Origin of the sequence: Shewanella sp. SW24 (genome assembly GCF_025653395.1) — a bacterium.
Lineage (GTDB): Bacteria > Pseudomonadota > Gammaproteobacteria > Enterobacterales > Shewanellaceae > Shewanella > Shewanella oncorhynchi.
On the sequence record NZ_JAKKSH010000012.1, the window covers coordinates 59,171 to 72,242 of the forward strand.

Sequence of the window (13,072 nt, forward strand, 5' to 3'; positions counted from 1 at the left end):
CCTGTTATTACGCCTTGAGGGGCAACTTATTCAAAATCTGAGACTGGAAAATCTGTGGCCAATCTCGAGCAACTAACATTTGATAAAATGCCGAATCTGGTTGCAAAACACCGAACAAGGCAACATTGTCATAGGGGAGATATTTTTTATGCTGCTGATAATATTGCAATTCGACCAAACCTAAAGCGCCAACCAAAAAATGCCCGCCACCAATAACACTCACAGAGTGCTGGCGACAAAGCTGTAAAATCTCAGGTGAAGTATTGATCGTACCGACAAATACATCTTTACCAGACACCAAACCTTTTTCCTTCAATGCCTTAAGCACCCCAATCGCCATACGATCACTGGCGGTCCAAATCACATTCAGATCAGGATAACGATTCAGCAGGGTTAACGCTTGCCCATAAGCCACAGCCTCACTCCATTGGCCATAAACCGTTTGAGTCAGAGTGGCATTGGACTGCATAAAGAAATAGTCACTGGCGCCTTGGGTTCGTAGCACTGAAGCAGGCGTCGATTTATCGCCCGAAATCAACAGAACTTTAGCCGCCTTTCCCTCTAAGTCGTCCATTAAGGCCTTAGCGGTCGCCGAACCAATAGCGTAATTATCGGGAATAATGGCGGGTAACAGATATTCTTGCCAATGGGGATCTTGCAGCAAGGCATCACGCTCGCCAGGGGAAATATCATTTAAAATCAATTGTACATAGACAGGGTGAGGATAAAGCGCCTGCAGCATTTTTATCGCGGATTGTTTTTCATTAACCAGAATAACGTAATTAGGTAACGCCTTTGCAGAAGCTAACAACTCATCGAGTTGAGTGATCATCTTGAAGTGATTGCGATCGGAATGAATGATATCGAGTTTAATATCGAGTGTCGTCGATGCCGCCAACATCAATTGGTCGACATCTCCCCAAAAACTGTCATCGACAGCCCCAGGATTAAAAAAAACCACATCGAGTTTTGCCCATGCTGCCCCACCAAAACCCGCAGTACAGATAAACACACACGCTAACATCCACGAACGCATAGGCGAGTTCTCCTCGACCATGTTCCCTCAAATGTCATCCTTCACAAGAGGTCACTTTATTATTATCGATTCACAACCTTGTTACCGCATCGCCGCCAAAAATGTTGCTAAAATCGGCAGCAGATGTTTCGATTAAACCACAAAATGATACAAAGTATACTTTATATGCTGACTATTTATTCCGACACCCTGTCGGTATAGGGGGTTCGAGTGGCTCAGTAGCAGAATGTTTATGGGGATGTAAGTGGCGGCCTTATGGTCAGTCTTGCGACCTAACCACGGAGAAAATGACGGGGACTTAAAAGGAATACAAGTTAGAACTCAGACGTTAATGCAGCCTAGCGGTCGAGTTGAATCAAGGTCGTGGATAGGGGAACCATGATTTTCAGTGGAGGGTAAACCAAATGAGGCTGCTCAACGATGCCTTCATATAATGGCATAGGTTAACCAATTTCTATTAACTAATTGAAATAATTAAATATAATCATCAAACGCTCAATCTATTCAGTCGTAATCATTTCTCCCAGAATCAATCATTTATAACTCACATTCATTCAAAGGCACTAAATTGTGCTTGTGACTCTTCTTTTAATCGGTCGCAACATACACCTTCAATCGTCTCGATGTACTCCGATTGCTGTGTAACCCGCATCGCCAAACAAAAAGGTTGGCAGTAGCCAACCTTATCAATGAACTAATAATCATAAATGCAGTAAATGCGTTCAAATTGACCCGACGCGAGATCGTCCCGGTGGATAATAAAATTCAATTGCATAGAATGCTCACTGTAGACGACTTTGAACAGTACTAGATAATCTTCGGCATTGCCGCCTAATTCAGCCGCGGCGCGGAGTTCGGGTGCTTTATAGCGGCTATCACCATGGCCATTAATGCTGGCTATCCCATCGAAATAGGGCAGCGGCTGCTCGGGAACGAGCAATTCCTGCAGGTTGGATGACTGCCATTCAGGTAGTGCCGCCCACTGCGCTTGAGTGAAAATCTGCCCGGGAATTAACCCCTGCTTATTCATTTTCATCAGGTCAAAGAAGTAGAGCTGATCTTGCCACTCAGATGCCAATTCGTCATCCACAACCGCTAGGGCCTCCAGCACCATAGCTTGTTGCGGTTCTGGTAGCGCTTGTAAACGTGCCTTGGCTAACTTTACTAAATGCGGGTTGTCACTATTAATCATGTCAGGGGCTATCATCTTAATGCTGGCAATTCCCTGAAGTTGATAAGCCTCTTCATACTCATAGTTTGCACATACCGCATCGTCGAACTTAGGTTCGGCAATCGCTTTTCCAGAGTTCAGTTGTTGATCCTCAGCGACATAATAGACATGGCCGCGAAGCATTTCCGAGAATCGCCAGCGCTCCAAAAAGAACAACAATCGCCCTTCTCGAGGCAAATAAGATTGAAACGCCTTCAGGTCGCTGCAGTTGAGCTGTGCGATAAATTGCATGGGCACACGGAAGGCTTGCGCCGCCTCGTCCCAATCCGAATCTTGCGACCAACAATAATGTTCCTCGATATACTCGCGAGTGTGGTCGAATTCCTCAGCGTAAGCATCCAGCATCTCCTCCCGTCCAACCAAAGTCACCGGATAATCCATGCCGACAGGCAAATCCGGCAATCCACCCAGCCGGCTGTTACCTAACTGGGCATAGTCTTCGATTGCACAGGGATAGAGATCGACACTACTGCGAATAAACGCCGAAAGCGTATGGGCAAGATGTGGGTCTTTAAACTGCGCCAGCTTTTGCTCTAACAACTGCCGACGAATGGGGGAATTTTCTGCTAAAAATATATCCATATTTACCTCACGACTCCAATGTTTGTTTTTTATCATTTCTATCAACTATTTGCCATCTTCAAATAAGGTAAATTGCCAAGCCTATCACACGATTAGCAAAGCCGGAGTCAACGGCTTGCTAATGAGAAGGGCAACGACCTAGGCGATAGGAAACCCCTCCCATTAATTACTGCTACACTCAAATTCAGCGAAAAAGATCAACAAAAGGATTTGTTTATGGCGATTGCCTGTGTCAATACCCGAGCCAGTTGTGGGGTCGAAGCTCCACAAGTCACAGTTGAAGTGCATCTCAGCAACGGCTTACCTGCATTTAATCTTGTAGGCTTACCCGAAGCTTCGGTAAAAGAAGCCCGTGAGCGAGTACGCAGTGCCTTGATCAATGCGGGATTCGAGTTTCCAATGCGGCGGATAACCGTCAATCTCGCGCCAGCTGATTTACCTAAACAAGGTGGCCGCTACGACTTACCCATCGCCGTGGGCATATTGGCCGCTTCGGAACAGATTCCCATTAACAGTTTAAAAAATATCGAGTTTGTCGGTGAGTTGGCACTGTCTGGACACATACGTTATTGCCAAGGGTTATTGCCCGCGATTATCGCTGCAAAGCGCCAAGACCATACCTTGGTCTTACCGCTAGATAACCGCCACGATGCCGAGCTAGTCGGCTATCCCAATGTGTTATTTGGTTCGCATCTGCAAAGTCTAGCCGCGTATTTACAAGGGCAAAACCAACTGCCAACACTGGCGCCACAGTTAGAATGGGTAAGCCAAGAGACACCCGAGTCCCATACTTGCCTGAGCGATGTGATTGGCCAATATCAGGCCAAGCAAGCACTCGAAATTGCCGCTGCGGGTAACCACAACCTCTTGATGCTAGGCCCGCCGGGTACTGGCAAGACCATGCTTGCCAGCCGCATGATGGCGCTATTGCCCGCGCTCAATTATGAGGAAGCGTTAGAAGTGGCGGCAATTCATTCCGTTGCAGGACTCGACATTAAACCGCAGCATTTTTTACAGCGACCATTTAGGGCACCGCACCACACGAGTTCTTCAATTTCCCTCGTGGGCGGTGGCAGTATCCCAAAACCTGGGGAGATCTCCCTCGCCCATCGCGGTGTATTATTCTTGGATGAAGTGGCTGAATTTCCGCGTAAAGTCTTAGATTGCCTGCGCGAACCGATGGAAACCGGCGAAGTAGTGATTTCCCGCGCCGCCGCTAAGCTGACATTTTTAAGTCGATTCCAATTAATCGCAGCGATGAATCCTAGCCCTAGTGGCGACTTGGATAGCCATCATAGATCCAGCCCAGAACAAATCCAACGTTACCTTTCGCGGCTTTCAGGTCCGTTTCTCGATCGTTTCGACTTGACCATAGAAGTGCCCAAACTTCCCGCGGGCACCTTGACTCAAGCCGCGCCGCAGACAGAAACCAGCCAAGATATCGCCAAACGAGTGAAGCTGGCGCGTGAGCTACAACTCGCCCGTGCTGGTGTGCTCAATAGCGAACTTACAGGGAAACAATTGAAACGCTTCAGCGGGCTCAGTGATGCTGATTTAGTATTTTTGGAGCAAAGCGTGGTCAAGCTTGGCCTTTCGGTTCGCAGTTTTCATCGTATACAAAGAGTCGCCCGCACTATCGCCGATCTTGAACAAGCACCTAACACCGAACGCCGTCATCTTGCCCAAGCACTGGGTTATCGTGCTATGGATAGGTTGCTGGCACGACTATCCCAGCAATATTGAGTCAGCCGCTTTACAGTGAAGATGAACAAATGCACCGACCAGCTGTGCCTAAGATTGAGCCAAACGCCTACACCGAGTAACATAGGCCTCCAATTTTTGTCAGGGGGCTCGGATGGGAATGCTGTTTTCACAGATAAAAGGCTGTATTGCATTTTTAGGTTACGCTATAAATACCGTCTTTTGGACTATCCCAATCGTGTTAATCAGTTTTATAAAACTGATACCTATCAGTCCATTAAGGACTGCGACTAGCCATGTACTCGATTTTTGTGCCAGCGCTTGGATCAGTGTTAATGGCGTAATTGAACGCTGCTTACATCCCGTTAAGATTGAACTGAGTGGTGACACCGACTTTTCCACTAAAGAGTGGTACATGGTGATTGCCAACCACCAGTCTTGGGTCGATATCCTGATCCTGCAGCGGATTTTTAACCGAAAAATCCCTTTCTTAAAGTTTTTCCTCAAGCAAGAGCTGATTTTTGTACCTGTATTAGGCCTAGCTTGGTGGGCACTCGATTTTCCTTTTATGCGTCGTTATAGCACAGCGCAGTTGCGTAAGAATCCTAAGTTAAAGGGCAAAGACATTGAAATTACACGTAAAGCCTGTGCTAAGTTTAAGGCTAAGCCTGTGAGTGTGATGAACTTTGTCGAAGGCACGCGCTTCAGCAAGGCTAAGCATCAAAAACAAAACTCACAGTTCCAACATTTGCTAAAACCTAAAGCGGGCGGTATGGCCTTCGCGCTATCAGCCATGGGTGAACAGATCCACAAACTAGTCGATGTCTCCATTTACTACCCAGACGCAGTACCGAGCTATTGGGACTACCTGACAGGCAAGTTGCCAAGCGTTAAAGTACACATCAAGGTCTCCGATATTGATCCTGCAATGCGCGGCGATTATATGAATGACCGCGATTTTAAAATTGGCTTCCAAGAACAACTGAATCAACTCTGGCTCACTAAGGATCAAGTGTTAAGCCAACTCGCTAGCCAAGCGAATAAAGAATAAAGGTAACGCCACTATGTTGAATTTCCTGCCTGGTTCAGTGTTGTTTATGCTGAGCTTAAGCTTGCTGATCATTAATACCGCCGTTTGGGGCTCGCTTATCAGCATTGGCGGATTAGTGAAAATTGTGATGCCAGCACAAAATGCGCGCAATGCGGTGACTACGGTCATGAACCGTTTTATGTGGGCTTGGGCCTGCTGCAACGGTGGCATCTTGTATTTGATCGCTAAAATTGAGTGGGATGTCAAAGGGCTCGAAGGACTCGATAAAAACAGCTGGTATTTGCTGATCAGCAACCACCTCAGTGGATTCGATATCGCCGCGCAAACTTACGTGTTACGTAACCACATCCCTATGCTGAAGTTCTTCCTCAAAAAAGAACTCGCCTATGTGCCGATTATGGGACTGGGTTGTTGGGCGCTGGATATGCCTTTCATGAACAGGACTAGCCCGGCAAAACTTAAAAAGAATCCAAAGCTTAAGGGCAAAGATTTAGCGACCACACGCCGCGCCTGTGCCAAGTTTAGCAATATGCCCACGTCAATCATTAACTATGTTGAAGGCAGCCGTTTTACCCAAGATAAACATCAGCGCCAAAACTCGCCTTATCAACATTTGTTACGTCCTAAAGCGGGTGGTATCGCCTTTACCTTATCAGCCATGGGCGAACAATTTACTAACCTGCTGGATATGACAATCGTCTACCCAGATGCGCCTGAAGATATTCTGTTTGGGGTGATGAATGGTAAGGTCAGTAAGATTATTGTGCGAATTAACGCCCTGCCCGTGCCTCAGGTCGATGCGGCGCGTTATTTCTCTGAGTCTGAGTACCGCGTCGAATTCCAGCGCTGGTTAAACCAAGTGTGGGCGGAAAAAGACCAACAAATTGATGCTTTACTCCAAACACATCAAAGTGTGAACAATAAGGCCACCAGCCCAAATCACACTCAAGCAAGCTAGCTCGTCTCTAGCTTTGCTCTAGTTCAGCAACACATGCCGCTGCAGCGGATAACTCCAATTCATTGAATACAGTTATTCCTGCGGCGCTGAGTTTTTCAGCCGTTAATCCTTGTCCCGCAATTAACTGTTTTACAAATTGACCATCGTAAATCTGCCTATTACCACAGGATGGACTACGGGCTTTTAAAATCGCCACTTTAATCCCGTGTTGCTGCGCCAGCTTAAGCGCGAGATCGGCTCCCAGACTAAAAGCGTGGGTCACATCCTCACCCTGAGCGGTTAAGATACGCTGTCCAATCCGCTCCGCTGGCGGTCTAGGTGTTGGCAAACCGCCTGCACATTCGGGACAAATCGCCACAATCCGCCCTTGTTCGAGCCACGTTTGCACCAGCTCGCTCTCCATCAAGTTATGGCCACCGTCGTAGCGCACCGCTTGTCCGAGTAAACAACTGCTCACTAACACTTTTTCCACTGTCATCCCCAAATGTCTCATTCCGCCCATAGCATAACGCGAAGGATAAACATGCCAAATGCATTTGGACGATTTCCCCCAAAACCATCAACATCCGCAACGAGGTTGGAAGGTTAAAACCACGCCATTGTTGACAATTTAATATTTAAATATTCATAACATAAAATATTAACAACGAGATAATTAAAATAAAATGATAAAAATCAATAATAAAAATAGAAATTCATTGAAATATAGACTTACGTCTAAGTAAACACATTGTTGACAATCCACCAAGGGAGGGCTATTTTTTACCCATTGTCGACAATCCTATTAATAGTGATGCGTTCTATGTTGAAGCAAGACACGACGTTCGTTTCTGATGACACTCAAGTTCCCCACCTGCACAAGGTCAAATCGACCTCGGCAGATAAGACGTCGACCACATTAGCCGATCAAATTTTGGTGCAGATCCAAACCAGCATCATCAAGGGCGAACTGCCTGCAGGCAGCAAGATTAACGAGCAAGCACTGGCCGAAAAATACGGCATCAGCCGCGGCCCGACCCGCGAAGCCCTGCAAACCTTAGAAAGACAACGTTTAGTAGTGCGTGCGCCCCATGTTGGGGCCCGCGTCGCCCAACTGACGGTGAGTGAACTTAACGATTTATATCAACTACGTAGCGTACTTGAAGGCATGGCCTGCGAACTCGCCGCCAGCCGTATTACCCCAGAACAATTAGCCAAGCTAGAAGATCTGCTCGCAACGCAAGAAGCGGCGCTCGCCAAGGGCGATACTTACTTCCAAGAGGAAGGCGATGTCGATTTTCACTACCAAATTATTCAAGCCAGCGGTAACAAGCATCTGCAGGAAACCTTAGTCGGCGGGCTGTATCACTTGCTGCGTATGTACCGCTACCAGTGCACCAATAAAAATCGCCCCGTAAAAGCCATTGCCGAACACAGACGCATAGTCGAAGCCATTGCCCAGCGCGATGGTGAGTTGGCAAGTTTGCTGATGCGCCGCCATATCGAACAGGGGCGTAAAAATACCGAATTACGCTTAATTGAATTGCAAGCCAATGCAGCCGCAAAAGAAACCTTAGCCAACATTAGCTAAGTTCTTACGGCTCAATATGCCCACTTCCCATAAAATGGAAAAGGATAAAACCATGACCCAAAGCGCAGGATTACGTTTTCGCCAAGCTCTTGCTAAGGCCAAACCGTTACAAATCGTTGGCACCACCAATGCCTATTTTGCCTTAATGGCAGAACAAACAGGCTTCCAAGCCTTGTATCTTTCGGGCGCTGGCGTTGCCAATGCTTCATACGGTTTGCCTGACTTGGGCATGACCTCAATGAACGACGTGCTGATTGATGCCGGTCGTATCACCTCAGCCACACAAGTGCCTTTACTGGTCGATATCGATACTGGCTGGGGCGGCGCATTCAACATTGCTCGTACCATCAAAGAGTTCGAAAAAGTTGGCGTAGCCGCTGTACACATGGAAGACCAAGTGTCGCAAAAACGTTGCGGTCACAGACCCAACAAAGCGGTCGTGAGCATAGAAGAAATGGTCGATCGCATTAAAGCGGCCGTCGATGCCCGTACCGATCCTAACTTTGTGATCATGGCGCGTACCGATGCAGTCGCCGTGGAAGGTTTAGAAGCAGGTATCGAACGTGCGCAAGCGTATATTGCCGCCGGCGCCGACATGATCTTCGCCGAAGCCTTAACTGAGCTAGACCAATATCGCCATTTTAAAGCACAGGTAAAAGCACCGATTTTGGCGAACATGACTGAATTTGGTCAAACCCAATTGTTCAATAAAGAAGAACTCGCCGAGGCGGGTGCCGACATGGTGCTTTACCCACTCAGTACTTTCCGTGCAGCCAACCAAGCCGCACTGAACGTCATGCAATCGCTGATGAATGATGGTCATCAACGCAACGTGCTAGACACTATGCAGACCCGTAAAGACTTGTATAAATACTTGGGCTACCACGCCTTTGAAGACAAGTTAGATCAATTGTTCAGCCAAGATAAATAACCGAAAAGCTGCAACCCTACAAGGTTTGGCGTTAAAACAGATTTAGCGTTAAACAAATTAAATAAAAAGTGCAGCCTTAACCAATAAATGTCGGCGAATAAGTGCTCTGAAACGAGCACTGAAATCCGCCAGCAATAACCACATAGAGTTAACGGAAGGGAAGGATTATGTCAGAAGCTAAAAAACTAAGCGGTGCAGGATTACGTGGCCAGAGCGCAGGCGAAACGGCATTGAGCACAGTGGGCGTGTCAGGCTCGGGCCTAACGTACCGCGGTTATGATGTGAAAGATCTCGGTGAAAATGCCACCTTCGAAGAAGTCGCCTACCTTATTCTTTACGGCGAGCTGCCCACTCAAGCCCAACTTGATGCCTACAAAACCAAACTCAAAGGCCTTCGCGGTCTGCCACAAGCATTAAAAGAAGTATTAGAGCGCATTCCTGCTGAAACTCATCCTATGGATGTGATGCGTACTGGCTGCTCTATGCTAGGTAACTTAGAAGCCGAGCACAGCTTTGCCGAACAGAGTGAAATCACCGACCGTTTACTCGCCGCATTCCCATCGATCATCTGTTACTGGTATCGCTTTAGCCACGATGGCGTGCGTATCGATACTGAAACCGATGACGATCAAATTGGCGCACACTTCCTCCACTTATTACATGGCAAAGCGCCGTCGGCACTGCATGCTAAAGTGATGGACGTATCGTTAATTCTTTATGCAGAACATGAATTTAACGCATCAACCTTTACCGCTCGCGTCTGTGCTTCCACCCTGTCAGATATGCATTCATGCGTCACTGGGGCGATTGGTTCACTGCGCGGTCCGCTGCATGGCGGCGCGAACGAAGCGGCGATGGAACTCATTCAAGACATGAAAGATGAAGCCGATGCGCGCGACATCTTAATGGGCAAACTCGAGCGTAAAGATAAGATCATGGGCTTCGGCCACGCAATTTACCGCGACAGCGATCCACGTAATGCCATCATCAAAGAATGGTCAGAAAAACTGGCTGCCGCCAACGGTGACGACCGTCTATACCGGGTATCGGTTGCCTGTGAAGCACTGATGTGGGAACAGAAAAAACTCTTCTGTAATGCTGACTTCTTCCACGCCAGCGCGTACCACTACATGGATATTCCGACTAAGTTGTTTACGCCAATCTTCGTGTGTTCACGCGTCACAGGCTGGGCGGCGCACGTGATGGAGCAACGATCTAACAACCGCATCATCCGCCCGAGTGCCGATTATGTGGGCGTGGCACCGCGCAAAGTGGTACCGATTGCCAACCGTTAAGCAAAATTGACCACACTTGGCGCGAGATTTCACTCAATGTAAGTCTCGCGCCAACTTCATTTTCCGAAATGGATGATGTTATGAGCACTGCTATGAATACCCAATATCGCAAGCCCTTACCCGGCACTCAACTCGATTACTTCGATACCCGCGAAGCCGTAGAAGCCATTCAAGCTGGCTCGTATGCCAAGCTGCCTTACACCTCGCGCGTTTTAGCTGAAAACTTAGTCCGTCGCTGCGATCCGGCCGTTTTGACCGACTCGCTAAAACAGATTATCGAATCTAAGCAAGAACTGGATTTCCCTTGGTTTCCTGCCCGCGTGGTGTGCCATGATATTTTGGGGCAAACCGCTTTAGTTGACCTTGCAGGTCTGCGTGACGCTATTGCCGCTAAGGGTGGAGATCCCGCCAAAGTGAACCCTGTTGTACCAACACAATTAATTGTGGATCACTCACTCGCTGTCGAATTTGGTGGTTTTGATAAAGACGCCTTTGCCAAAAACCGCGCCATCGAAGACAGACGCAACGAAGACAGATTCCACTTTATTGATTGGACGCAAAAAGCCTTTAAAAACATTGATGTTATCCCTCAGGGTAACGGCATCATGCACCAAATTAACTTAGAACGTATGTCGCCTGTGGTGCATTCACGCAATGGCGTGGCCTTCCCCGATACCTTAGTCGGCACCGATAGCCACACGCCGCACGTTGATGCGCTCGGCGTTATCGCCATAGGTGTCGGCGGCTTAGAAGCCGAAAGCGTCATGCTAGGGCGCGCATCCTATATGCGTCTACCGGACATTATCGGTGTCGAGCTCACGGGCAGACCGCAGCCTGGCATTACGGCTACCGATATCGTATTGGCCTTAACCGAGTTTCTACGCGCACAAAAAGTCGTCTCCTCTTACTTAGAGTTCTTCGGTGAAGGCGCAGCGGCGCTGACATTAGGCGATCGCGCCACGATTTCGAATATGACACCTGAATTTGGCGCCACTGCGGCCATGTTCTACATCGACCAGCAAACCTTAGATTATTTGACCTTAACGGGCCGCGAAGCCGAGCAAGTTAAACTGGTTGAAACCTATGCCAAAACCGCAGGTTTGTGGGCCGACAGCTTGACCGAAGTGCACTATCCACGCGTACTGCATTTTGATTTATCTTCGGTGGTGCGCACCATTGCAGGGCCATCAAACCCACATGCACGGGTGCCAACATCAGAATTGGCTGAGCGCGGAATTAGCGGCGTAGTCGAAAACGAGCCTGGCTTAATGCCCGATGGCGCTGTGATTATCGCGGCGATTACCAGCTGTACTAATACTAGTAACCCACGCAACGTGATTGCTGCAGGTCTCATTGCCCGCAACGCCAACGCTAAAGGCTTAAGCCGCAAACCTTGGGTCAAAACCTCACTCGCCCCCGGCTCAAAAGCGGTGCAGTTGTATTTGGAAGAAGCCAAGCTATTACCTGAACTTGAACAACTCGGCTTTGGCATTGTTGGTTTTGCCTGCACGACGTGTAACGGTATGAGTGGCGCGCTGGATCCTGTGATTCAAAAAGAAGTCATCGACCGCGACTTGTACGCCACCGCGGTATTATCGGGTAACCGCAACTTCGATGGCCGTATTCACCCCTATGCTAAACAAGCTTTCTTAGCATCGCCGCCATTGGTCGTCGCCTACGCGATTGCAGGCACCATACGTTTCGATATCGAAAAGGATGTGCTGGGATTAGATAAAGACGGCAACCCCGTCAAACTTATCGACATTTGGCCATCGGATGAAGAAATCGATGCCGTGATCGCCAAAAGTGTTAAACCCGAGCAGTTCCGCAAAGTGTACGAGCCTATGTTCGATTTAGCCGTCGATTATGGCGAAAAAATCAGCCCGCTGTACGATTGGCGCCCGCAATCTACTTATATTCGTCGCCCACCTTACTGGGAAGGCGCATTGGCGGGTGAACGCGCACTCAAGGGTATGCGACCACTGGCGGTGCTGGGTGACAACATCACCACAGACCATTTATCGCCTTCTAACGCCATTATGATGGACAGCGCCGCGGGCGAATATCTGCACAAAATGGGCTTGCCGGAGGAAGACTTTAACTCCTACGCCACCCATAGGGGTGATCACTTAACCGCCCAGCGCGCAACCTTTGCCAATCCTAAGCTTAAAAACGAAATGGCAATCGTTGACGGCAAAGTGCAACAAGGCTCACTGACGCGTATCGAACCAGAAGGCCAAGTGACCCGTATGTGGGAAGCGATTGAAACCTATATGGAACGTAAGCAACCTCTGATCATCATAGCGGGCGCAGATTACGGCCAAGGTTCGTCCCGTGACTGGGCTGCCAAAGGCGTGCGTTTAGCGGGGGTTGAGGCCATTGTTGCCGAAGGTTTCGAGCGTATTCATCGCACTAACTTAGTCGGTATGGGCGTGTTGCCACTGGAATTTAAAGCGGGCGACAATCGTGCAACTTATGGAATAGATGGCACAGAAGTGTTCGATGTCCTCGGCACGCCAGCGCCAAGAGCGGATTTGACTGTCGTCATCACCCGTAAAAACGGGGAGCGCATCGAAGTGCCGGTGACGTGTCGTCTCGATACCGCCGAAGAAGTGTCTATCTACGAGGCGGGCGGCGTATTGCAGCGTTTTGCTCAGGACTTTTTAGAGTCGAATCTGAAGTAAAACTCGCTTTCAACAGGTGGCGACTCCACACGT

10 protein-coding genes are annotated in these 13,072 nt (G+C 48.5%); 7 read left to right on the forward strand and 3 right to left on the reverse strand.

Going from position 1 to position 13,072, the window contains the following annotated elements:
- Positions 1-7: 7 nt before the first annotated feature.
- On the reverse strand, positions 8-1,036 hold the full coding sequence (locus L5M17_RS11625) for an ABC transporter substrate-binding protein (protein WP_173248009.1): 1,029 nt from the start codon (positions 1,034-1,036) through the stop codon (positions 8-10).
- A gap of 694 nt (positions 1,037-1,730) precedes the next feature.
- The gene (locus L5M17_RS11630; RefSeq protein WP_263141154.1) at positions 1,731-2,849 is read right to left on the reverse strand and encodes a YwqG family protein; all 1,119 of its coding nucleotides are present in this window, start codon (positions 2,847-2,849) and stop codon (positions 1,731-1,733) included.
- A 216-nt stretch (positions 2,850-3,065) separates the two neighbouring features.
- Between L5M17_RS11630 and L5M17_RS11635 the strand changes: the two genes are divergently transcribed.
- The 3 genes from L5M17_RS11635 to L5M17_RS11645 all read left to right on the forward strand — a co-directional run bounded on the left by L5M17_RS11635 (position 3,066) and on the right by L5M17_RS11645 (position 6,559).
- Positions 3,066-4,592, forward strand: coding sequence for a YifB family Mg chelatase-like AAA ATPase (locus L5M17_RS11635; RefSeq protein ID WP_105250475.1), 1,527 nt, complete (start codon positions 3,066-3,068; stop codon positions 4,590-4,592).
- A gap of 112 nt (positions 4,593-4,704) precedes the next feature.
- On the forward strand, positions 4,705-5,601 hold the full coding sequence (locus tag L5M17_RS11640; protein WP_263147555.1) for an acyltransferase: 897 nt from the start codon (positions 4,705-4,707) through the stop codon (positions 5,599-5,601).
- A 13-nt stretch (positions 5,602-5,614) separates the two neighbouring features.
- A complete protein-coding gene (locus L5M17_RS11645) occupies positions 5,615-6,559 on the forward strand; it encodes an acyltransferase (RefSeq protein ID WP_263147558.1) in 945 nt (314 codons plus the stop codon).
- A 7-nt stretch (positions 6,560-6,566) separates the two neighbouring features.
- On the opposite strand, the gene L5M17_RS11650 is transcribed toward L5M17_RS11645, so the two are convergent.
- A complete protein-coding gene (locus tag L5M17_RS11650) occupies positions 6,567-7,061 on the reverse strand; it encodes a DUF523 domain-containing protein (RefSeq protein ID WP_113941620.1) in 495 nt (164 codons plus the stop codon).
- Positions 7,062-7,361: 300 nt separating this feature from the next.
- On the opposite strand from L5M17_RS11650, the gene L5M17_RS11655 reads away from it, so the two are divergent.
- The 4 genes from L5M17_RS11655 to acnD all read left to right on the forward strand — a co-directional run bounded on the left by L5M17_RS11655 (position 7,362) and on the right by acnD (position 13,039).
- Positions 7,362-8,129: a GntR family transcriptional regulator gene (locus tag L5M17_RS11655; protein WP_006084449.1), complete on the forward strand. Its 768-nt coding sequence runs from the start codon at positions 7,362-7,364 to the stop codon at positions 8,127-8,129.
- 52 nt (positions 8,130-8,181) lie between these two features.
- Complete coding sequence (prpB, locus tag L5M17_RS11660) at positions 8,182-9,060, forward strand: methylisocitrate lyase (protein ID WP_263147561.1); 879 nt, start codon at positions 8,182-8,184, stop codon at positions 9,058-9,060.
- A 167-nt stretch (positions 9,061-9,227) separates the two neighbouring features.
- Positions 9,228-10,355, forward strand: a complete 1,128-nt coding sequence (gene prpC / locus L5M17_RS11665) for a 2-methylcitrate synthase (RefSeq protein WP_011848086.1) — start codon at positions 9,228-9,230, stop codon at positions 10,353-10,355.
- 80 nt (positions 10,356-10,435) lie between these two features.
- On the forward strand, positions 10,436-13,039 hold the full coding sequence (gene acnD / locus L5M17_RS11670) for a Fe/S-dependent 2-methylisocitrate dehydratase AcnD (RefSeq protein ID WP_263147565.1): 2,604 nt from the start codon (positions 10,436-10,438) through the stop codon (positions 13,037-13,039).
- The last annotated feature ends 33 nt before the right edge of the window (positions 13,040-13,072 follow it).

What these genes read in the sequence shown, in the direction of transcription:
- L5M17_RS11625 (WP_173248009.1), bottom strand. Translation starts at nt 1,036, where the DNA reads ATGCGTTCGTGGATGTTAGCGTGTGTGTTTATCTGTACTGCGGGTTTT.
- L5M17_RS11630 (WP_263141154.1), bottom strand. Translation starts at nt 2,849, where the DNA reads ATGGATATATTTTTAGCAGAAAATTCCCCCATTCGTCGGCAGTTGTTA.
- L5M17_RS11635 (WP_105250475.1), top strand. Translation starts at nt 3,066, where the DNA reads ATGGCGATTGCCTGTGTCAATACCCGAGCCAGTTGTGGGGTCGAAGCT.
- L5M17_RS11640 (WP_263147555.1), top strand. Translation starts at nt 4,705, where the DNA reads ATGGGAATGCTGTTTTCACAGATAAAAGGCTGTATTGCATTTTTAGGT.
- L5M17_RS11645 (WP_263147558.1), top strand. Translation starts at nt 5,615, where the DNA reads ATGTTGAATTTCCTGCCTGGTTCAGTGTTGTTTATGCTGAGCTTAAGC.
- L5M17_RS11650 (WP_113941620.1), bottom strand. Translation starts at nt 7,061, where the DNA reads ATGGGCGGAATGAGACATTTGGGGATGACAGTGGAAAAAGTGTTAGTG.
- L5M17_RS11655 (WP_006084449.1), top strand. Translation starts at nt 7,362, where the DNA reads ATGTTGAAGCAAGACACGACGTTCGTTTCTGATGACACTCAAGTTCCC.
- prpB (WP_263147561.1), top strand. Translation starts at nt 8,182, where the DNA reads ATGACCCAAAGCGCAGGATTACGTTTTCGCCAAGCTCTTGCTAAGGCC.
- prpC (WP_011848086.1), top strand. Translation starts at nt 9,228, where the DNA reads ATGTCAGAAGCTAAAAAACTAAGCGGTGCAGGATTACGTGGCCAGAGC.
- acnD (WP_263147565.1), top strand. Translation starts at nt 10,436, where the DNA reads ATGAGCACTGCTATGAATACCCAATATCGCAAGCCCTTACCCGGCACT.